Below are 20,810 nucleotides of genomic sequence, written 5' to 3'. Positions count from 1 at the left end.
ATCACATTTGGGACACTTTGCTATTGTCATGTTGGTCCAAGTAGAACCATAGACATCTTTAGTCCATTTTTTACGATGGAAAAGTAAGCACCAAATAACATTAAAACGTTTATTCATTAATCGTGAATTATGAAAAGGTGGAATTCTTCATGACCACCAACACCAATTGGAACAAACTGTATATTGATAATACTACAAAATTGGCTTGTTTCAACTGCTGTTTCAACCCAAGTGTTAAGTTCCTCCATACTTGAAAAAATATGGTGATTAATTTTGCTGTTCATATAACCTCTTTGTTTTGGCTGTTCGGAAGGAATTGATTGCTCTGGTAATTCAAGCTGAATTTCAGGTTCTGGTTCCTTTTTGAAAAATTGCTTTATTCTATCAAACATTATTTTTGAAATCGAGATAAATTTTGTGCGAATACACTTGTCATACGATCATACACAGTAACGATCGTATCATCAATACAAACAAATACAACATCAGGAGAAGTAAAGAACTCCATTTTTCTATCATATCCATATTTCCTATACATTTCAGCCATTAATGCTGTGTTATTAAATATGGAGCGATTGGGAGATGACTTTTGATAAAATTCGATAGCAATTGCTTTGTTTACATTGTTATCTTGTATCTTATATGGAAAACGTTCTTGAAAACGTTCTCGAAGATGATTAGTGAAATTATATTTCATAAAATCCTCTAAAGAAGAAAGTGAATATAGGTACCACCCTACACTTATCACACGTCAGCCTTTCGTGCCCCTCCAACCTCTACCACGCTTAACCTCACTATGTGCTTCGTCTATTCACTTTGGAGCCCCTACTCGGAATCGAACCAAGATCAGAAGATTACAAATCTACTGTTTTACCATTAAACTATAGGGGCAAGAAGATCCGTCCGAAGACGGATCGGCCTTATAATATCCATAATTTCCATTTTCCAGACTCAAATAACTTCAAACACTTTAACAAATCCTCGTCCCATATTCCATCATGATAGTAAGTTTCCTTACCCAAATGTCCTTTTTCAACTCGAAAACGTAAAGCCTCTACCGAAGTTTCCTCCGGTTCCCATTGGTCTTCCAATCCCATGCAAGAGCAGTGACCTCCATTTACTTCATATAATTTGTTATCACGAGTGAACAACACGAATGCTGAACCATCGTAATCTCCATATCCATACCAAGCAAATAATATGTTTACTCCTTGCTGTTCCTGAACAGAAACATTGAAGTTATTAAAAACATCATCAGCTGAATTAAAATCACCGTAAAACATAACAAATCTCCTCTATGTGTTGATAAATGCGATTCAACTTACCATATCGGAACAGCTTGTTTACAACGTATTAATTCTCCTCTGATGTTTCATATACTATATATGCAAACCTATTTAAGGTCAACAATTAATCTACCGTTTTTTCTCGAATAAACGATTGTTTGCACGTCTCCAACTTTTAAATTTAATTCCTAATGGAGTTCCCTCTTCTTTATGAACTTGAATAAGGTTCCATATTCTTTCTCTAAAAGTTCGTAGAGAAATTCTACGTTCTGCGAAATAACCAGTTCCTCCTATTAGCTTAATATTATGAAAAGATGAATATCTCGACCATTTTGTTATTACAAAAAAACGCTTAGCCATTGTTCAACAAATTCCGTAAATCAATAATTGCAGAGTTAGCAGGAGAGATATAACTCACCATACTACGTGAATAATTTGGCACCCAACCCATTGGAGAACCATTCAGAATCATAGGACTTGATACTTCCGACAAAGATTCTTCCAGTAAACGAATTACTTGTTGTAACTCTACCTTTGCATTCTTCTTCATTAGTACATCGTTAAAATCAATTTCAACAGCTTTTAAGATGTGTAACAATGCCCAAACATATCCTCTCGATTCATAAAACACATTGTCAATTTCTAACCAAGGAGTTTTTGCAATCACGACTTCATGAGTTGGAGTTGATTGTTGAGCCTCAGGATCACCAGATAAATCTGTATTGACACGTACTTCTTTAACACTAGCATTTAATCGTTGAATTAATCCACCTAATCGTTTTTCAACAACTTTCAACAATTCCTCTAAATTGTCTGCTCTTGTATAGAACTGAGAATCTCGTTTCTGTGGATCACCAAGTTCTTCCAAGTAATTCTTCATCAAGTTTATACCATCTCTATATTCACCTTCAGTTCTTGGAAATAACCAAGAATTGTTATTAAAGTGAAATAGTGGTTCAGCTTTAGCAATAAAAGGATTTTCAACGGATTGTGACTGTGAACGACTAAAATCATTTCGTAATGTTCTTGATGTATCACGAACCATTGTTAGTGCACCAAACTCCCAACTTGGGATGTTGTCACAAATCTTATAAAAACCAAATAAATTACTAGGTGGAATTTTATCATTGCTCATGTAACCACCTGGTTTATCAAGTAATGTTTCAGCTACTTTAATTAGTGTACCTGTAAATACCTGACCAGGAACTTCATGTTTTTGTTTAGAAACATCAAACATATCTGGTTCTTGACTCCAATATAAACCTAACATTGTTAAGAGTATAAATGGCATTACAATTGCACCACCAATTAATGATCGTGTACACCACACCAATAATCGTTTTACACGAGAACTTTTTTTCGTATTTGAATTCACTACGTCATCCATTTCTGCTTTCGAAATAGTGGGTTTAGGTTTGCGAGAGAATTTTGGAAGATGGAATTTAAAGGATGAAAGTTTTTCCTTTATTCGATCTTTTAAATCAGCGAGTTTGTCAAGAAACGCATATAACTTCTCATTTTGCATTGTTCATTCCTCATAATCAGATACAAACAATTTTACCCACTTTAAAAATGGATTACAACTTTCGAAGAAGAGTATCTAAACGAATGGCTGCTTCACAAGGATTGTGAATAAGATGTAAAGCGTCCTTTTCAATCCTAACTAATCGACATTGCATCTTTTCACTTAAACCATGAATGGCACCATCTCCATCCACAGCTTCGAGAACTTTTCTCATTAAAATTTGATCAATTGTATTATAGTTCATAACGTAACTTAAATAATCGGGTAGCTTTTTCACAAGGCTCAAATAAGTAATGATAGCCATGTCTGAACATACGGACAAGCAATAATTGTTGAGCTTCATCTAACCCTTGAATTTTCTGATCATATTGAACAGCACGGTCAAGCAGGAGTCGAATAAATGCTTTATCAAAGCAATTCAACCCCTGCATGTTTATGATAATCATTATTGATAATAAGAACCAAAACGATTGGTTAGAAAACTATTGAATAAAATATCTTCTTGTTTAATGAACCCAGCAGCATCTGTATTCACAACCATATCCATTGCAGCACATACACCAGCAGCAGTTGTGACTTGAATACCTGTCCATTCTTGACCAGCTATTTCTACAGGGTATACTTTCTTGAACCAAGATTCTTCACGGAATTGACCATCAATCATACCAGATACAGAAGAATAGATAACAATAACATCTTGATTTGTTTTAGGAATTGCATCTTCTAAAATTGATTCCATAACATCACGTTTTTCATTTAAACCCATATCGAACATCAAAAATTTAATTCGATCGGCATGACCTGGATAACGTAATGTCTTATAATTTAAGTTTTTAACTTTAGAACCAAAAGTATCTGCTAATGTTCCTAGTCCACCAGATGTATTAAATGCTTCATACTCAATTCCATCAAGAATAGTATTTTCTAATCCCTCTAAAGGTCGAAGTGTATCAACGTAAGCACCATTAACAATAGCTTCACATGGATTACCATATTCATTTACTAATCCATTGGTGGACCATGTTAGGTTATATTTTAATTCATTTGAAATATTTTGAGGAAGTGCTCCAACACGTAGTTTTGCAGTATGAACTTCATCAAACTTTCTCATTAAATGAGCACCTAAGATGTTAATGAAACCTGGAGCTAACCCACACTGAGGCATAAAAATCGTTGATCCATAAGCTTGTGCAAGCCCAAATACTTCTTGTTTAACACGAACATCTTCTGTTAAGTCAAAATAATGAATACCATTTTTACCAGCGATTGTAGCAACGTTAATATTTAACGAATAAGGCAATGCAGAAATGACAATTTCTGTTTCACTATCTTGTAAGTATTTTTCAAAATTAATCCAATCAGATATATTCAACTGAACTTTTGTAACTTTTGAAGCATGGTGTAATAGTAAAAATTGTTCACTAATCAATTTGACATCATAATCACCTGATTCGGCTAACATTGTTGCAATTAATGAGCCTATATTTCCTGCACCTAAAACAGCTACTTTTTTCATAGACACTCCTTAGATACTTTCTACGTAAGGCATTTCTTCCTTACTAGTAACAAGTTCTAACTCTTCAAGTTCCCAAAATACATAACGATAAGAATTATCAGGATTTTCTTCATCTATGTGAAATTCATCAGGCATGTAGTCATAGAAATATGCACATAATTGTTCGTCGGTTGGTTCTTCTAACCAATATCCTGCAACACCACGATCACTCGATTCAGTAGACCAAGTAGCAACCCATACGGTTTGTTTCATTATTATTCTCCTTAGTACAATTTTATAACTAATATACAAATATTGGACTAAGATGTCAACTTAAAAATTAATTCTTAACTCACCTTTATAGATATTGCAACCTCTTGCAAGTTCGTTATTTTTACGAACCCAGTGATAAGGTAGGAATCCACGAGGTGTACTAGTTAGACTCGTATTTTCTGGTTCATTAGCTAGTGTATGAACATATGGAAGAATTGCAGCAGATAATGCTTGAGTTGAACTTCTTGGGACAGCACCTGGCATATTGGTAACTGCATAGTGAACAACACCATCATGTACATAAGTAGGCTCTGCATGAGTTGTTGGTCTAGTAGTTTCAATACAACCACCCTGATCAACTGAGATATCAACAATTATACTACCTGGTTTCATTATTGAAACGACATCAGCCGATACGACATGGGGTGCTCGTTTACCTGTAATTAATACAGCACCAATAACAATATCAGCATAAACTACTGCTTGATTGATAGCCTGTTGTGTTGAATATAAGGCAGTTACGTTAGGTCCAATCGAACGAGCCAATTCTAACTTATCACGATTGATATCAAATACAGTCACATTTGCACCCATTCCAGCAGCAACCCTTGCAGCATTAATACCTGCAACTCCTGCACCAATAATAACTACATTACCTCTTTCAGCACAAGGTAATCCACCCAATAGTAGTCCACGACCACCATTCTGGTGGAATAATAAGTTACTCGCAGCCTGAACCGCTAATCGTCCTGCAACATCACTCATGGGTGCAAGTAAGGGCAAACGACCTTGTTCATCTTCAACGGTTTCAAATGCAATTGCTGTTAAACCAATATCACACAATCTTTGTGTAAGAGCAGGTTCAGGTGCGAGATGGAGGTAACTAAAAAGAGTATGATTGGCTTGTAATAGATCGAGTTCTTGACCAACTGGTTCTTTAACTTTAACAATCAATTCACCAAACTGATAAATTTCACGAGCCATACCTAAAATCAGAGCTCCAGCATTAAGATATTCTTCTGTGGTGTATCCAGCTTTTAAACCACCATTATGTTGAACAGCAACTTGGTGACCAGCTTGTACTAATGATGCAACGGCATCAGGTGTTAGGGCAATTCGACCCTCATGAACTTTTGTTTCTGTGGGTATAGCAATTTTCATATTTACCTCCAAATAAAAAATTACTATAAATTAAGTTAATTGGGGATGTCTACAGTTTCCATTTAAGTTTATGAAGACGATTTATTGCAGAGGTTTGTCGTTTTTCAGGTATAAGATCAATTGCTTTGTCACTAAGTTTAACTAGTGTTTGTGAATTTTCTGCAATTAACTTAGCCCATGTAGTATTGTGGAGTTCAATAATTTCAGGTGTAAGATATTTTTCTTCTAATAGATCAACAGCAATTGCTGAATTTAGAACTAACTGTTGGACTGTTTCTTCTGAAAAGTCAAATGCTTTTACTGCTTCACGAAGCTGATCTTCTTTAAATCTACTTGTGAGTAGATTCTCTAATTCAGGTCGCCACTGTCCATCAACGACTAGAATTACATCAATAAAATTATCAATGTGTTGTTGGTTTAGTTCTCGTAGTAAATCTAAAGCATATGTATTCATCATTTTATAAGCTCCATTTCAGCTTATGTAGTCTTTCAATTTTTGGAGTAAGATATTTCTTGTCTAAGTACTCATAAGCAACTGACGAATGTGTTACTAATTGTTCAATATGTTTTTCGGTAAATTGAAAACACCTCAATGCGTCCCTGAATCCTTCTTCAGTATACCGACTTTGGATTAGTTCTTGCAATTCAGGACACCAACGACCATCAATGTTCAGAATACATTGAATGAATTGGTCAATTTCTCGACTAATTGTATGTTTGGTTATGTTGTGTAATACATCGTACATATACTTATATATGCTTGAATTTTCACAGCTTCCATTTCAATTTGTGAATTTTTGTAGCTTGTTTACAAGGTTTTAATAGAAGATCATGAACAGCTGGATGTTCCTTAACCATGCGTACTTGGAAACTATCCCGAATAACTTCACCACTTTTACGTTTAGTAATAGCCCACATTTCAGCCCAGTTTTGTTCTTCATCAGGTTGAAAACGTTTTCGAATCATTTGTAATACTTGTTGTGCATTTGCCATTGAAAAGTTGCCCCCATTTCTGGGGGCAACTCCTTTTACTTACCAGCAACAATACTAAGCATATCAGTATGCATTAATTTAGTATCACTGTTGTGTAATCTACGAACTTTGCCTCGAGTTTTATGGTCAAGTTCATTCCATATCTTTTTATGTGCCTTTGAATCTCGGCGCATCTTACGTAACATTTTGCTTACTTTTGCATTCATGTTAAATTCTCGCAGAATATGTTGCATTCAACATTTTTGCATGTGTGATCCAAGACCAATTATCATTGACAATTTGATCATACTCTGTTGTGGATAGTGTAAATTCAGTGTCTTCACACATTTCCAACATCGTTATGTACTTGTCATATTCATCAGTCTTTAGCTGAGGCTCTTGAAAAGGAACTACAAAGCCATCCGTTGGATTTTCACTATGTTTAGCAAACTCAAGCAAACCCTCTAAATGTTTTGTGAGATCTTGGTAGTAAATCACAATTGCTTTGTTATAGTCAGTTTCGTGGACTTCACGATTGTGACGTAATGCATCAAGTAACTTTTCTTTTTTGACAGTTACACTTATGTCTGAATTTCGTAACATTATTTTTCTCCCATTAGTGATCGAACAATATTCAATAAAGCTAGGAACATATTAATGATATCCAAATACAAACCAACAGTTGCAGATATGTAATTGGTCTCATCACGATGTAAAATTGCACTAGTATCATATAAAATAAAGCCGCTCATTAACAACAGGATCACATAGGACATTAATAGGTGCAGCCAAGCAATTTGCATAAACAAGTTAGCAATCAAAATGATAATCACACCTAACAAAGCAGAGATTAAAAATCCACCCATAAAACTAAAATCTTTTCCTGTCTTGATGGCATATGCAGACAACCCAGCAAAAATTAAACCTGTACCTAATGTAGCAGTTCCAATAATGGCTGAACCGTTTGGAAGATCAATATATGCTTGAATAACAGGACCTAACGAAAATCCCATCAAACCTGTGAAGAGAAAGACAAGGTAAATTCCTGCTTGGGAATTTTGATATCTTGGAATAACAAATATCAACACAAAACCCAGCAACCAAGCAACAGTTGATGTGATTGGACCAATCTCCATTAATACACCCAACCCAGTCATTGCTGCACTGAAAAGTAAGGTTGCAGATAACAACATGTACGTTTGACGTAAAACATTATTCGCACTTTCCACTAAAGTATTCATTAATTTCTCCTTCGATTAAAAAGGATATTATCTAATGGAAGTTGTAAAGTATCAAAGGTGATACGTGACTAATTCCTCAATTGAAGAAATTATCTTTTGAGGATCACAAGCATAAAACCCTGCAGAATTTAAGTTATTCATTTCAATAACTTTATATCCATCTGGTGTTTCAGCAATATCAACAACAAATGCATCTGACGGTGATCTAACATTCATCTGTAGACCTTGAAAACATCCAATAACATGATTTACAAACTGAAAGATGTTTGCATCAAAGCACTCTTCATAATGAACTTGATTACCACGTTTGTACATACTACCTGTAACTGGAATACCTCTAACAACAAAGAAACGGTATTCAGCATAGATTTGTTTACATGAAGCAATTGCTATTTCTGTATTTTCGTGCAATGGTTGAAAATCAACTTCTTTTGTATGAGCTATAGAAAGAAACCAATCATGAAAATCATATTGGGACATTACAACACCTGTAAATGCTTTGTTGTCTTCTACAGGACGAACAAATAGATCCCCATCAAATTGAGATAGGTCAGGTAAACCATCTGAAAACTTACAAACAATAGATTCAGGATTTAAGATATTTTCTGGACCAAACCCAGCTTTCCATTTCTCATAGGTGAAGTTTTCATTCAAGAACGACCCAGGTGTCCAACCTTTTGCCTTAGCAATTCGGACTAGTGAAGTTGCTCCCATCACAACAATCTTTTGACTTGTATCGATTTCTGGCTCTGGAGTATCATCAACGTTTTGTGTCATTGAATCAAAGTCAGCAGGAAGAATGATATTTGTAAAAGGAACAGGTTTTACAGTTAGGTATTGACTACCTAGACGATCTAATGCATTGATGAATTTAACATATCCATCTTCATTATATAAGTTGTTTTGGATTATCCAGAGCATAATAGCACCTATTGAATTGGTAGGAGTAGAAGGATTCGAACCCTCGTCTCATCGGTTAAGAGCCGAGTATAATAGCCACTATACGATACTCCCAAATGTTTGGTGGAGGTACACGGAGTCGAACCGAGCGGTCGTGTTTGCAAGACACATCCTGCTATCCCTAGACTACCCCCAAATTTGGCTCCAGCGGTAGGATTCGAACCTACGATTGTCTTTCGACCACAGATTAACAGTCTGCTGCATTACCACTCTGCCACACTGGAATTGGCTCCGATGGAGGGACTCGAACCCCCAAACGTTCGGCTTAACAGGCCGACCCCAATACCAGGATGGGCTCATCGGAATTAAACTTTTGTGATTCCACTACCACCGTAGTCATCACGAACCTACGCTTGTGCCAGACCGAAAATAGAGTTGCAACTCATGGGTGTCTGGCCCGAGTGGAGCTAGAGGGACTCAAACCCTCGACCTCCTGCTTGCAAGGCAGGCGTTCTCTCAACTGAACTATAGCCCCAAATAATTTGGTACCCCCTGAAGGATTCGAACCCTCACCTCATCGGTTAAAAGCCGAGTGTGCTAAAACCATTAAACACCAAGGAGGCATTGGTGGAAGCGGTGGGAATCGAACCCACATTTTTCGGTTTAAAAGACCGCTACAAAGCCAATTTTTGTTACACTTCCATTGGCACTCATGGTAGGACTCGAACCTACTTTATCCAACCTTAGCCCTGCGCGCGTTAAAACAAGGCTGTACATGAGTATTGGTGGTGCTAGAGAGATTCGAACTCACTGTCAATTGCTTATGAGGCAATCTGCTCGCCAATTTGCATTTAGCACCAAAATTAGTAGGATCACTACATCCTACTAAGTCCATAGTCTCTTTATCGATACTCAAAAAGTTAGTCGCTTTTCTATTGTATCTCAGATGGAATTGGACAATACCAAAACTATAATCGAGTTATTTCACCTCTCTGAGCTCGACTATTCCATTTCATTTTTACTAGACCTCTTTGTTCTAGTCCTTTTGCAGCACGATATTCATTGTCACCTACAATTTGTAATACTCTTTGTCCTGAGAAGTTTAACTTCGTCAGTAATTTTTGTTCATGCTGATTCATTACATACCTCCTCAACATAATTGGAGCCTCAGGACAGAATCGAACTGTCTTCCTCGCATTACAAGTGCGAACATCATCCCTAAATGCTTCAGAGGCAAATTGGAGCTCCTACTCAGAATCGAACTGAGATTTCAACTATACCACAGTTGTGTAATAACCATTATACTATAAGAGCATAATTCTTTAAGGTTTCCTTTACGCATGTCTATGATCGCTTAGTCTAGGAATTACATCATAGCGTTACCTTAGAGCCTTGTGTCGGATTCGAACCAACTTTAACCTCTTTACGAAAGAGGGCATCACCAGCAATGTTTACAAGGCATATTTGTTACATCTCCGAGTCCAACGGTGCGTCTAGGGGCTGCCCCTTATAACAAATTTGGTGGCTCCAGAAAGAATCGAACTTTCGTATCCCGGTTATCGGCCGAGTGTTCTACCATTGAACTATAGAGCCATATTTGGCGGAACTAACGAGAGTTGAACTCGCATCTTCTTCATTGACAGTGAAGTGCTTTACCAATTAAGCTATAGCTCCAGAAACGAAAAAACCCAGTTTTGAAACTGGGTTTTTAAATCTTATCTTAATGTCTTCAGATCAAAACCCAGCCTGCAATCCTTTATCGGTCGCATTCGCCATATTATTAATATTTGTTTTGATTGTAGTCATTTTAAATAATCTCTCAAAAAGTTTCATAAGTTGAGTTAATCTTCTAACTATTTATATTAAAAGTCAACAGTTTTATAACTTGTTATTTTCGAAGGAGTTTTTTGACTTCTTCGATATCAACATCCAAATTATATCGTTCAGTAATGAATTTTGCAAATAGATCTACTCGATCTTTATCGCAATAATGTAATTGTACTCTATATGCCATCACTTCAGCAAATAGTTTATACTTTGGAATTAATGTGTACATTGCACCATGCAAACAAGCACCAATAATTAATCCATATCCAAACACAGTATCATCAAACATTTCAGGATTGAAAAAATGTAATCCTAAGCTAATTAACATACTAATTAGTAACCAGAAGTACCACTGCAAAACATGCGTCATTTCATGCTTTAACAATCCTACATCAAAACGATACTTTGGAAGTATTTTAATGAAACACATAAAAGCAACACCAGCAAATTTGTTAGGTACCTTTTCTGTGTATTTGATAATAGTAGGAAAAATTTTCTTGATGAATTCCATTTTCATAATCAACTCCTTGTAAAATGGTACCCCTGGAAGGATTCGGACCTTCATCTCCACCTTAGGAGGGTGGCGTTTTATCCACTAAACTACAAGGGTAATATATTTATTCTAAATGAACGTCAGAACACTGTTCTGCTTCTTCAACAAGCTGTTCAAAATTCACTTCAGCAATAAAATCCATCATTTCTTCATTTGGATCACTGTCTATTTGACCTATACTACTAGATCTCAACGTAATTTGCAACGAAGGAAATTTTGGTTTTGCTTGTACATTCAACTGTGCAATTGATTCACTATCACATTCTGGTTTTAGTGATATAGGTTTGAATGCAATGTAATTAACAAACAATAAAGCATGAAGGAGGCAACTAAGTATTAATGCTAATTTCATGGTAATGTGTCATCGTGATAATTGTGACTACTACCACCGCCCAGTACAAGGATAAGAACAACAAAAGCAAGTATACCAAAGAAAATAAGTTTAAACATGATTAAAAAACGATTTGGGAATCAAATAGGTAATTAAATTATTATCACTTACCACTATCGTTATAATGGTGAGTAAGATAATAACACCAACAATCCCAATAATTCCAGCAAACTCAAATTGCTGAGAGGAGGATAAGCTTTTCATGAATTGGTTAAATTTCTTCATCATTATTCCTCTCTTGTTCTTCAAGAATGAATACTTCTTCATGCAACATTGATACTTTATGAACAAGTTTTATAGCACGACTATGTCCCATATCTAAAACCGACAAATACTGAACGAGATCACCAACAACATGATAATCACCATTTTTCTCAAAAGTATTTTCAGCATGATCAAGAGCATTTACAGCATCTTCTAATCTATGACGAATAAATTCAAAATATTCGTTTATACCATCTTTAACACTACGATCAAGTAGTTCTTTTGCTGTTTCCAGATCGTGCATACCACCCTCCTATATAAATTGGTGGATGGTGTATATTGCAATCGCTCCTACGATTAACATAAATATACACCCTGATTTAAAATCATCACTCATTTTTCTGCTACCCTATTTACGACTGTTTGTTTGATTCCATTGAATTCTTCATGTTTCTTAACAGTCATTTTAACTGAGTAAGTTTGTCCTTCTGCAAATTCTGTTGCAGTATTAGCAAACCAAACCAAGATGTTATCCTTATCATCAACAAATCTATGTACTTCTATACGACCGTAATATCCTTGTGTAATCGTCTTTTTAAGAAGAGTTACAGTTCCTTCAATACGATCCTTTGGATTACCCAAATAAACAGAATTCAAACCAACTTTTGGTTTGCGTTTTTCCATTGCTTTTCTGTAGGTACGAACCATTGAAGTTGCAAAACCTGAAGTTTTGTGTGTTACATATCCAACATTAACAATATTTTGAATATTAATCAAGTAATCGTTATTGGGTTTATCTAAACCTTTAACCCAAGCAATTATTTCATCAGCTTCATCATATTCTTCACGAGTAAGGTCAGGAATGGAATTATTCTGGTGCATCACAATGTCAAGTATATAGGCAGAAGTAGGAGTAAGGTTTTCTTCAAAAGCAAGACCTTTACTGACATACTCATGATCCTTTAAGTAACGAATTGTATGACCAAGAAAATCTTCAATTAAGAAGTGGGGTGCTGTTCTTCCATATGCTCCAATAACACTATACTGTTTTGCAGTATTAAAAAATGTTTGGAGCATTGTATAGAAATTTGCTAAGAGATTAGGATTTTTGTGACCAGTAAAGTCCTGTAGACAAGTTTTACCAACTTGTTTATAAGTTCCATCATTGTGACGAACAACGAATGTGTTGTTTCGTTTTCTATAACGATGACAGTGATCACAATTAGCTGGATCAGCATGATTGTATTCAGAAGGAATATTCTCACCAGGAATTGTACGTAGAAGTGCAACTCCACCTTTATCGTGAGTTATTTGACCTGCTAAATGCCAACCATTTAATACAGGAGCTTGACCTGTAATATCAACTTCATGAAAAAGAACATTAAATGTTCCTTCCTGTTGAACATACGAACGAACCACCTTTAAATTAACAGGTGCACATCCTAACTTTTCAGCTTTTTTGTTCAACTTGGAAATACTTTTTTCAAGTGCTTCCATATTTTCATCAGGTATTTGAAAAATCATTGTTAAACTCCTCAGTTGTTGAGGGTTATAATACTACTTGAACTCGTTTGGGTCAACTTTTTTCTTCGAATTTCCAGCCAAATAGGATAGCATTGCATTTACTAAACCTAAAGCAATGAACCCACATCCGATAAATCCCCATCCATGGATAGCAGTATATGTATTTCCAATACAAATTCCTAATATAAGCAATCCCAAAAAACTAGTTTCAATTTTCATTATAATTTCCACCTTAAGTCATGTAAACGTTTCAATTTAGAAGTTTTGTTTTGCATCATTGGATAAATCCATTCATGTTCACGGATTAATTCAATTGCTTTCTCTTCAGATTTATCTGCTAAGGATACTGAATAGAATTTAATACTAGTTTTTGGAGCACCATCCAATAAAGCTGATAATTTAATACCATCAATGTGATGGTTTACATAAACATGGCTTTGTCCAAAACCTGGAGCATTTGCTTCGTATTTGTGATAGGTAAAAATGAAACCTTCTTCATCTACACCTTCAACAACATATACCCATACAAGACGTGGTCGTCCTTGTGCAGTTTTACCTTGTTGAATTTGATGACCATGAAAGTACTTCCATTGAATACCATGAGTTTCTGTTAGTTTATGGAGTTTCTTTAGTTGTACAGGTTTGATACAGTCATCAGCTTCTTTGGAACCAAAGACGTGTGAATCAGTTACTTTTAAGGTTGCTCCTTTGTAGGAGTTCCCTTTGCGATTAATGTTTTTAATAACATATTCAGTAATTTCAAGCGGGTGCGTCATAGTGTTCTCCAATAAATTTTAAATATTATACCCTATTAGAAAACACCATGACAACATTTTTTAGTAATTGGTTACAATTCCATAATCCTTATTATTCACAGCATTACGAAATCGCTCCACATATTCTTTTACAGAATCATAATTTCCATATAATTGATCCAATTTATTGTACCCATCTATGACATTATTTCCAAATTCAACTTCAGCTTTTCCAATTAATTCAGGATTCCATAGAGCTGACCAATGTAAGGATTTGAAGTTTTCTTGGTTGACAAATCTCATTGTACGTTTTAGTTCCAATGTATCTTGTAGTTTTTCAAAAGCATCAGGAGTTAATGCATCTGAACTTATGTTTATAGAATCAACAAAAAGTTCCATCATTTGTTGTTGTGTACCATCAGAAACATCACAACCAAAAATCGTATAAGGAGAATAGGAAATATTTGAATCGGACATATGAATACCATACGTTAATCCATGCTTTTCACGAATGATATCAGTTAAGGATGTATCAGGAGCTAAACTTGACAACCAAGCATTACCTATTCTTGCTGAAGTTGTATTATGTAATTTAACTTTTTCATCATAAATCGTATCAACACAAATAGCTGTCATTGCTTGTTCAGATTCATTTGGTAAAACAAACTTACCAACTTGTGGATCACCTAAAAGTTCATCGTGCATTTGGGCTTCTAGTTGATAACTATGCTCGTTACCAAATGAAAAACGAGCTAATTGAATATTGATCTTATTCAAGATCTGTTCTAGATCTAATACTTCAGGATCATAAGTAATGTTGAATACATGTGTACCAGCATTTAAGAAAATATCTTTTACAAGAACAACATCTTCATGTGTAAACTTTGCAATGGTGTCAGGAACACCAATCACATTATCCTCATTATCATACCCACACAAAGCACCTGTAGAATTAAACCAAAACATTGTCTGGTCATCATCGGCATAACGTTTTGCTTCATTAAAAACAACTTGGTTTTCAATTGCAAATTCTTCTTGAGGAATAGTCCGAAGATCATTCAAAGCATAATTGCAGACTAACCGAATTGCAATGTCAAGTTTTTGCATTGTGGTTTTAAACCAGTAATTGATTCGATCGTGGTCTGTAGATGCATTATACGTTCCTTCAGTTTTAAGGAGTCTCATTAATTCATCTGTGGTGAAATCTTTACAAGCACGAAAACCTAAGTGTTCTATGAAATGTGCAATTCCGTATAAATTTTTACCTGTAACAGAATTAACAACACGTTCAATATTTGAACCATATAAATTTACGATTTCAAATTGAAATAAGTTTGTGCCTGGTAAGGCAAGGGCTTGAAATGTTCTACCATTTCGTTTAAATCGGTTGAAAGTTTTGTTCATATTCTCTCCTATACTTTCCACTTAATGTTGTGTAATCTTAACACGGTTTCATTATCAACTTCCTCTAAAATATGTGGAGGAATTTCATATTTGATAATTAATCGTTTTGCAATGTCAGGGTACTTTGTTAAAATTTCTTTAATAATAAACTCCCAAGCACAACCTGCAGTACCATGTTCGGCTAATTGTAAAATTGCCTGACCTTCTCGATCTTCAAATCTAGTTGCAAACTCAACTAGAAGTAACTTAATATCTGTTCGTAACTCTTTTAATGTACTTCCAGAATACCACCAAGTTTTAGGTGGTTGGGGATCACTGTGTTGATCTAACAATTCGGAGGAATCGTAATCGTAAGTTCTTTTTTCGCTCATACAAAATATGCCAGGTTTATTAGACGCTGAACATTTCGATAGGTATCACCTTCTAGTTTATTATAATGTTGAAATATTTTACCATCGTTGCTGTGTCTTCGACACCAAGTTAGATTTTCAAAATTAAGCATAACAACATTAAAACCACCTTGCCATGTCTTTTCGGGATGTACCAAGAAACGATGTATGTTAGTTTTGTGTTGATAGATTGGAGCATCAAAAATCGCAGTTATCCAACCATTTGCGGGATCACCAAAACTCTCTTTATTCCACCATTTCACTACACAATCTCCAATAACTGAAAAAAATCACTAAGTAATGCCTGTTGAACATTAATCAAATATTGATTATCAGCAGCCCACCACTTCTGACCATTTGCAGCAATGATATTTTGTATCTGTTGTTCTAATTCTGGTTCGTATTTAAACACTCTTAAAATACGAAAATTTTCTTGCTGTTGTCTCATTTGTAATGATCCCTTGCCATTCGTCTCAATGTCAATAGTCAAGACATTAGCAGGATTTCCACTTTCATGAATAACATACAACACACTGGTATTAACCTGTTTAACTGCAGCTCTTTCAGCAATATTACGACCAAGAAAATGATCCCAGTTTGTCCACTCTTTAAAATACTTTGGTGGTAAGTGATGAATATCTTCTGGATGATCTATTGAACGCCATTCATCTTGAGTTTTAATTAGCAATGAATGTGCATATTTGACATGTTCATCAAACGAACGATATTCTCTATCTTCGTGGGCTATCGTTCCTGTTCCCAAGAATTCTCCCCATCCTTCCCACTCATCTCTATAACCAGATACTTGATCAGGATACTTAGGAATGAATTTTGGTTTGTTTTTATTATACCAAGTTAACCATTCACTATAGGCTGAAAGTTTAAGACTTTGAGCATAACGTTTAGCATCAGGGTAGGGCCAATAAGAAGTATGTCCCAGAAAATCAGCATCTGAAACATAATCAGGATAAGTCATTTGAGGATTTTGAGGAACACCTTCGGGAAGTTTATGTGTAGTAGCATATTCTAACCACTCTTTATAATTTCCTAATCGTAGTTTGTGTACCCATGGTTTGACTTGTTCGTATGGTATCCAATCAACTCTTGGTCTTGCCATTTTACTTACCCACCGTAACTGTGGGGAGAGATTTTAAATAATCTATAGATAAAAATTTACGACACCCATCAACAGATATCGTATATCCTTCTTTATATTCATTCCATTTGTTTGGAGTTTGACGTTTTAATGGTCGAAGTGTATTTCCTTTCTTTGTCGAATATAAACGAAAGTTAATATTGTCCCAATAATACTGGGGATATTTTGTCGTTACAAAACCAGGTGGAAGAGCAAACATGACTTAATGTAATAAATCATGGTTTCTCATATAGATGATCTCAAAGATCTCTTCCATATCTACTTCAGACATGGCTTTCATCATATCTTCTTCAACATCATCTAATGGTTTTTCAAAATGGTCACTAATTTCTTGAAAAGTTGCACGAACAAGATTATTCACTTGTTCAGCTCTATTCTGAATTTGTTCCATTTCTTGATCAGATATGTCCGATGATTCATCATCAAGATCCAATTCAGACATATGCATATTGGCTAAGTAACATAATTTGTATGATGCTTCTTTAACAAAGTCACCATAATCCTCAGTACTGCAATCATTTAGTAAGGTATAATCAGTCATAATATTTATTATACTATAAATTGGGTAGTTGTCAACAGGTTATGCAACTTTATGCTTTTTAATGTGGTAATGTTGCAATATTGATATGGGTATTAAACAAACTTTGTGTTTGTTTTGGAGTTCATAAAGGTCAGATAAAAATGTACGATAAAGTAAAGGATGTAAGTGGGCACCCTTCGAAAGATAAAACTGTATTTCATTAACTGAAATTTTTGAACGTTTCATCACTCCATTCCTTCATCATAACTTAAAAACCATACTTAGACTGGTAGGCATTCACGATTAGACTAACAGCTTTTTCTGCATGCATTGGATCTTCTAACCCTGGAATATCTTCCACATATTGACCTGCCATATCCATTATGGCATCAACGTTATCATGTTCAGCAGGATCTAAATGATCATGGATCATATCAACAAGACGATCAACCTCATTTCTTGTTAATACCTGAGCCTCAAATAAATCTCTAATTTTCATATTATCTCCATATCAATTTAAAATTATTTATGGTCAAAATTGAAAAAGTAACCGAAATTTTACCAAAGATAAAATTTCGGTTACGAGCATAAATAAACTGTTGTATGTTAAAAAAGTTATATAGATTTCCAGCTGTTAGTCTGTAAAGTCAACTGTCCAAGCATCACCTGATGGAATAAAAGTTGAACGACTCTTAGGAGTCTCAAACCAATCAATGCGACTAACAGTAATGCCAAGTTTCTTCATCTTTGCAGTTGTAATTTCATATAACCAATAACTTAAATTTTCTGAAGTTGGTACGAAATTTACCATAAAGAAACTATCATAAAAATCTTTATCTTCTTCATCAACTTTTGATGTATCCAATACAAGTCCAGCAATATAATCAGTTCCAGGAACTTTTACTTGAACTAAATCCATATCATATATTTGATGTTCATATGACAATGCAAGTCCATTTGGTAATCGTTGTTGAAGTGGTAGAATTACTCCATTCGTTACATTATGAAAACCAGGATCATTTAAGTCGATAATAAATTTATGATCGATTGTATCATCAAGAAAGTTTTTTAACCAACCCAAATGTTTGAAATCAGTTACCATTGATTGAGGATTTAATTGATCAGCTTCCAAGAATACATGTACATGACCTTGATGGCCATGAGCGTGGCGGCATTTGCAACTAGCATCACCACTTTCACAAAACTCACCTTCAAGTTTTTGTACCCATACTTGATGTCCATAACAAAAATCAAATTGTTTATCAATTGTCCAACTCATATTAATCCCCACAAATAGCTTATCAAGTTAATTATACTTGAAACGCCAAGTGTTAACAACTCCCAACTAATTGCACCGAATATCATTAAAATAATAATTATGTGTAACATAGATGGATCGAGAAATCCTTTAAGAAACTTCATCGTCATCTTTCCTCTTTGTTTCTTTCTTTGTAGCTTGTCGATGAACAGCTTTGACCACAGGTTTGTGCAATTCCCTTCCCTCTTCTACAAATTCATCTAATGTCATCCACTTAACAGCTTCAGTTTCATCTGTTGTTTCCGTGAAAGCATTTTTATCCCTTATTCTAGCAGCAAATACAGTAGTACGACCTAAAAATTCTCCAACCTTAAACGAGTCAAGAATATTAATATCGGCTAAACCCAACTCTTCACTTGCTTCTCTGAAACCTGCCTCTTCAGCTGTTTCACCTTCTTCAAATTTACCTTTAGCCAACTGAAAACGTTTACCACCATATTTTGGATTAGATGGTTTCATGAAGAGCATCATTATCTCTCCTTCTTCAGTTATAAAGTAAGGTACTACTCCTGCTCGATATATTTTCTTTTTAGCCATAAATTTCTCACTTTAAAATTTCTAATGTTATTGTGAGTATACATTTTTCAATTTGAATGTTTGTTACTTGATCTCGAAATTTCTCGTAATGTTCTTTATATAAAATATCATCAAGAATTTGACGAACCTGCTCTTCATCACCATAGTCCATAGGATTTTGTGACCAATCCATTCCCAGATCAATATCGAAATTAAAATAAACTTTTTGACCTTCTTTCTCAGCAATGAGATTGTAGTAGCATTTTTCTTTACTCATTTTTCTCAAACCATTTTGCAGTTGGTCCACACTGAGATTCATTTAATCGAATCTCATCAGGATCACGTTTTTTATCTGGATTTAAGTTACATAAACATCCAGGTTCAATAAAACCTGACATAAAATGCATTGGAGGCCAGTAATGAACACAATCCTCACAATCTTTTATTACAACAGCTTTTTTCCAAAACCACATATTACGTACCAATTTTATTACCAAAGATGTGACAGTGTAAGCGACCTGAAAAAGCATATCCTCTTCTCATTGCTTCCATTGCTATGTCGGCAATTTGGTTTGTTTCTTGCTCTTCTTTGGTTGCACCAACGGCCATAATATAAACAGGAAATTTACAACCAGCATCTCTGAATTGTTGTGTATATTGTTCAACTTCATCCCAACTTTGCTGTGTTCCATTTACAACATATTTTAAATGACCACTTTGTGAGTACTGAGCATATTCACCAACAATATCAGGACAGATTGCTTTCTTTGGTTTCTCTCCTGATGTTGAAAATAGTTTAGGACTTATTGACCAAAACCATTGTTTATAATGTGACATCTGGTACTTATACAAAAATTCTTTTAAGTCCTGTTTTAATTTTTTAGTTCCATTTGTTTCAACAGTTACAAACTTTGGTTCATTGTTTCTATTACGAAACTCTTCCATAATAGCAACCATAGCATCTTGGTTGAGCATTGGTTCTCCACCCGTAAATGCCATGTGTGTCCACTGTTGTGTTTGTGGATGTTCAAACAAACCTTCAGGATTAAACTCATTACGAAGACAAATATCTGTAATTGTATCACAGATCTCAATTGCATCTCCTGATTTTGCTAAGTGTTTAAATTTCTTTGCCCATGTGTAGGAACTATCACACCCATACTCCCAAACAGGAAGGTCTTCAATCTTTTCAACTGAATTAACATCAAAATCTGTATATGGAAGAATGTATGTAGAAGGATCTGTTGGATCTTTTTGACCAAACCCATCACATTGTAAGTTACACAAGAAGAAACGAATCCAAGCTGTTTGGACTCCAGTATATGTACCCTCACCTTGAAATGAGTGGAAAATTTCTGAGTAGTTATATTTTTTCATTTAGAACTCCTTTTTCTTATTAT

The 20,810-nt window shown here is 35.0% G+C and carries 31 protein-coding genes and 13 tRNA genes; all 44 read right to left on the bottom strand.

All coding sequences use genetic code 11. The features are described 5' to 3' along the window. Positions 1 to 116: 116 nt before the first annotated feature. Entirely contained in the window at positions 117 to 392 is a 276-nt protein-coding gene (locus AC220I_RS00835; protein ID WP_486721933.1) for a hypothetical protein, read from the bottom strand. Next, entirely contained in the window at positions 392 to 697 is a 306-nt protein-coding gene (locus tag AC220I_RS00830; RefSeq protein ID WP_486721932.1) for a hypothetical protein, read from the bottom strand. Before AC220I_RS00830 ends, AC220I_RS00835 begins: the two co-directional genes overlap by 1 nt. A 120-nt stretch (positions 698 to 817) precedes the next feature. After that, positions 818 to 891 (bottom strand) — tRNA-Thr (locus tag AC220I_RS00825). A gap of 29 nt (positions 892 to 920) precedes the next feature. After that, positions 921 to 1,283, bottom strand: a complete 363-nt coding sequence (locus AC220I_RS00820) for a hypothetical protein (protein WP_486721931.1) — start codon at positions 1,281 to 1,283, stop codon at positions 921 to 923. A 355-nt stretch (positions 1,284 to 1,638) separates the two neighbouring features. Then, complete coding sequence (locus AC220I_RS00815) at positions 1,639 to 2,811, bottom strand: DUF2333 family protein (RefSeq protein ID WP_486721930.1); 1,173 nt, start codon at positions 2,809 to 2,811, stop codon at positions 1,639 to 1,641. Between the two features lie 52 nt (positions 2,812 to 2,863). Continuing rightward, positions 2,864 to 3,115, bottom strand: coding sequence for a hypothetical protein (locus tag AC220I_RS00810; RefSeq protein WP_486721929.1), 252 nt, complete (start codon positions 3,113 to 3,115; stop codon positions 2,864 to 2,866). A gap of 141 nt (positions 3,116 to 3,256) precedes the next feature. Next, on the bottom strand, positions 3,257 to 4,327 hold the full coding sequence (locus AC220I_RS00805) for a saccharopine dehydrogenase family protein (protein WP_486721928.1): 1,071 nt from the start codon (positions 4,325 to 4,327) through the stop codon (positions 3,257 to 3,259). Positions 4,328 to 4,336: 9 nt separating this feature from the next. Beyond that, positions 4,337 to 4,579 (bottom strand): hypothetical protein, encoded by a 243-nt coding sequence (locus tag AC220I_RS00800; protein ID WP_486721927.1) that lies wholly within the window; start codon positions 4,577 to 4,579, stop codon positions 4,337 to 4,339. 60 nt (positions 4,580 to 4,639) lie between these two features. Next, a complete protein-coding gene (ald, locus tag AC220I_RS00795; protein ID WP_486721926.1) occupies positions 4,640 to 5,740 on the bottom strand; it encodes an alanine dehydrogenase in 1,101 nt (366 codons plus the stop codon). A gap of 49 nt (positions 5,741 to 5,789) precedes the next feature. After that, complete coding sequence (locus AC220I_RS00790; RefSeq protein ID WP_486721925.1) at positions 5,790 to 6,197, bottom strand: hypothetical protein; 408 nt, start codon at positions 6,195 to 6,197, stop codon at positions 5,790 to 5,792. A 311-nt stretch (positions 6,198 to 6,508) separates the two neighbouring features. After that, positions 6,509 to 6,733: a hypothetical protein gene (locus AC220I_RS00785; protein ID WP_486721924.1), complete on the bottom strand. Its 225-nt coding sequence runs from the start codon at positions 6,731 to 6,733 to the stop codon at positions 6,509 to 6,511. A 207-nt stretch (positions 6,734 to 6,940) separates the two neighbouring features. Beyond that, positions 6,941 to 7,315: a hypothetical protein gene (locus AC220I_RS00780; RefSeq protein ID WP_486721923.1), complete on the bottom strand. Its 375-nt coding sequence runs from the start codon at positions 7,313 to 7,315 to the stop codon at positions 6,941 to 6,943. Then, the gene (locus tag AC220I_RS00775; protein WP_486721922.1) at positions 7,315 to 7,953 is read right to left on the bottom strand and encodes a Bax inhibitor-1 family protein; all 639 of its coding nucleotides are present in this window, start codon (positions 7,951 to 7,953) and stop codon (positions 7,315 to 7,317) included. Before AC220I_RS00775 ends, AC220I_RS00780 begins: the two co-directional genes overlap by 1 nt. Positions 7,954 to 8,004: 51 nt before the next feature. Continuing rightward, entirely contained in the window at positions 8,005 to 8,874 is an 870-nt protein-coding gene (locus tag AC220I_RS00770) for an ATP-grasp domain-containing protein (RefSeq protein WP_486721921.1), read from the bottom strand. Between the two features lie 17 nt (positions 8,875 to 8,891). After that, positions 8,892 to 8,967, bottom strand: a tRNA-Lys gene (locus AC220I_RS00765). A gap of 7 nt (positions 8,968 to 8,974) precedes the next feature. Next, a tRNA-Ala gene (locus tag AC220I_RS00760) sits at positions 8,975 to 9,047 on the bottom strand. Positions 9,048 to 9,052: 5 nt separating this feature from the next. Beyond that, positions 9,053 to 9,137 (bottom strand) — tRNA-Asn (locus tag AC220I_RS00755). Positions 9,138 to 9,139: 2 nt separating this feature from the next. Next, positions 9,140 to 9,217: transfer RNA gene (locus tag AC220I_RS00750), tRNA-Asn, on the bottom strand. Positions 9,218 to 9,315: 98 nt separating this feature from the next. Then, a tRNA-Ala gene (locus AC220I_RS00745) sits at positions 9,316 to 9,388 on the bottom strand. 8 nt (positions 9,389 to 9,396) lie between these two features. Then, positions 9,397 to 9,476, bottom strand: a tRNA-Lys gene (locus AC220I_RS00740). A 2-nt stretch (positions 9,477 to 9,478) separates the two neighbouring features. Then, positions 9,479 to 9,555 (bottom strand) — tRNA-Lys (locus AC220I_RS00735). Positions 9,556 to 9,636: 81 nt separating this feature from the next. After that, positions 9,637 to 9,712, bottom strand: a tRNA-Ile gene (locus tag AC220I_RS00730). 109 nt (positions 9,713 to 9,821) lie between these two features. Next, positions 9,822 to 9,992, bottom strand: a complete 171-nt coding sequence (locus AC220I_RS00725) for a hypothetical protein (protein ID WP_486721920.1) — start codon at positions 9,990 to 9,992, stop codon at positions 9,822 to 9,824. A 21-nt stretch (positions 9,993 to 10,013) separates the two neighbouring features. After that, positions 10,014 to 10,088: transfer RNA gene (locus AC220I_RS00720), tRNA-Thr, on the bottom strand. Between the two features lie 284 nt (positions 10,089 to 10,372). Further along, positions 10,373 to 10,446 (bottom strand) — tRNA-Ile (locus tag AC220I_RS00715). Positions 10,447 to 10,451: 5 nt separating this feature from the next. Next, positions 10,452 to 10,527, bottom strand: a tRNA-Asp gene (locus AC220I_RS00710). Positions 10,528 to 10,741: 214 nt separating this feature from the next. Next, a complete protein-coding gene (locus tag AC220I_RS00705) occupies positions 10,742 to 11,197 on the bottom strand; it encodes a hypothetical protein (protein ID WP_486721919.1) in 456 nt (151 codons plus the stop codon). Positions 11,198 to 11,215: 18 nt separating this feature from the next. After that, a tRNA-Arg gene (locus tag AC220I_RS00700) sits at positions 11,216 to 11,290 on the bottom strand. Positions 11,291 to 11,297: 7 nt separating this feature from the next. After that, positions 11,298 to 11,585: a hypothetical protein gene (locus AC220I_RS00695; RefSeq protein ID WP_486721918.1), complete on the bottom strand. Its 288-nt coding sequence runs from the start codon at positions 11,583 to 11,585 to the stop codon at positions 11,298 to 11,300. Between the two features lie 250 nt (positions 11,586 to 11,835). Then, a complete protein-coding gene (locus tag AC220I_RS00690; RefSeq protein ID WP_486721917.1) occupies positions 11,836 to 12,132 on the bottom strand; it encodes a hypothetical protein in 297 nt (98 codons plus the stop codon). 89 nt (positions 12,133 to 12,221) lie between these two features. Beyond that, positions 12,222 to 13,352, bottom strand: coding sequence for a hypothetical protein (locus tag AC220I_RS00685; protein ID WP_486721916.1), 1,131 nt, complete (start codon positions 13,350 to 13,352; stop codon positions 12,222 to 12,224). A gap of 33 nt (positions 13,353 to 13,385) precedes the next feature. After that, positions 13,386 to 13,571: a hypothetical protein gene (locus AC220I_RS00680; protein WP_486721915.1), complete on the bottom strand. Its 186-nt coding sequence runs from the start codon at positions 13,569 to 13,571 to the stop codon at positions 13,386 to 13,388. Further along, positions 13,571 to 14,128: a hypothetical protein gene (locus AC220I_RS00675; RefSeq protein WP_486721914.1), complete on the bottom strand. Its 558-nt coding sequence runs from the start codon at positions 14,126 to 14,128 to the stop codon at positions 13,571 to 13,573. Before AC220I_RS00675 ends, AC220I_RS00680 begins: the two co-directional genes overlap by 1 nt. Positions 14,129 to 14,188: 60 nt before the next feature. Beyond that, positions 14,189 to 15,511 (bottom strand): M16 family metallopeptidase, encoded by a 1,323-nt coding sequence (locus AC220I_RS00670; protein ID WP_486721913.1) that lies wholly within the window; start codon positions 15,509 to 15,511, stop codon positions 14,189 to 14,191. 8 nt (positions 15,512 to 15,519) lie between these two features. After that, positions 15,520 to 15,882, bottom strand: coding sequence for a hypothetical protein (locus AC220I_RS00665; protein WP_486721912.1), 363 nt, complete (start codon positions 15,880 to 15,882; stop codon positions 15,520 to 15,522). Continuing rightward, positions 15,879 to 16,163: a hypothetical protein gene (locus AC220I_RS00660; protein WP_486721911.1), complete on the bottom strand. Its 285-nt coding sequence runs from the start codon at positions 16,161 to 16,163 to the stop codon at positions 15,879 to 15,881. The genes AC220I_RS00665 and AC220I_RS00660 overlap by 4 nt, the downstream gene beginning before the upstream one ends. Then, positions 16,163 to 17,017 carry a hypothetical protein gene (locus AC220I_RS00655; protein ID WP_486721910.1) on the bottom strand — a complete coding sequence of 285 codons (855 nt, stop codon included), beginning with the start codon at positions 17,015 to 17,017 and terminating at the stop codon, positions 16,163 to 16,165. The genes AC220I_RS00660 and AC220I_RS00655 overlap by 1 nt, the downstream gene beginning before the upstream one ends. 241 nt (positions 17,018 to 17,258) lie before the next feature. Next, positions 17,259 to 17,597, bottom strand: coding sequence for a hypothetical protein (locus AC220I_RS00650; protein WP_486721909.1), 339 nt, complete (start codon positions 17,595 to 17,597; stop codon positions 17,259 to 17,261). Between the two features lie 247 nt (positions 17,598 to 17,844). Then, on the bottom strand, positions 17,845 to 18,075 hold the full coding sequence (locus AC220I_RS00645; protein ID WP_486721908.1) for a hypothetical protein: 231 nt from the start codon (positions 18,073 to 18,075) through the stop codon (positions 17,845 to 17,847). 135 nt (positions 18,076 to 18,210) lie between these two features. Next, a complete protein-coding gene (locus AC220I_RS00640; RefSeq protein ID WP_486721907.1) occupies positions 18,211 to 18,855 on the bottom strand; it encodes a 6-carboxytetrahydropterin synthase in 645 nt (214 codons plus the stop codon). 129 nt (positions 18,856 to 18,984) lie between these two features. Further along, on the bottom strand, positions 18,985 to 19,431 hold the full coding sequence (locus AC220I_RS00635) for an NUDIX domain-containing protein (RefSeq protein ID WP_486721906.1): 447 nt from the start codon (positions 19,429 to 19,431) through the stop codon (positions 18,985 to 18,987). A gap of 7 nt (positions 19,432 to 19,438) precedes the next feature. After that, complete coding sequence (locus AC220I_RS00630; RefSeq protein ID WP_486721905.1) at positions 19,439 to 19,687, bottom strand: hypothetical protein; 249 nt, start codon at positions 19,685 to 19,687, stop codon at positions 19,439 to 19,441. Then, entirely contained in the window at positions 19,680 to 19,808 is a 129-nt protein-coding gene (locus AC220I_RS00625) for a hypothetical protein (protein ID WP_486721904.1), read from the bottom strand. The genes AC220I_RS00630 and AC220I_RS00625 overlap by 8 nt, the downstream gene beginning before the upstream one ends. Before the next feature lie 76 nt (positions 19,809 to 19,884). Further along, positions 19,885 to 20,787, bottom strand: coding sequence for a hypothetical protein (locus AC220I_RS00620; RefSeq protein ID WP_486721903.1), 903 nt, complete (start codon positions 20,785 to 20,787; stop codon positions 19,885 to 19,887). Between the last annotated feature and the right edge of the window lie 23 nt (positions 20,788 to 20,810).

It is taken from the genome of Fusibacter sp., assembly GCF_057447755.1.
Note: the sequence above shows the minus strand (reverse complement) of the source record. Positions and strands in the feature narration are given on the sequence as shown.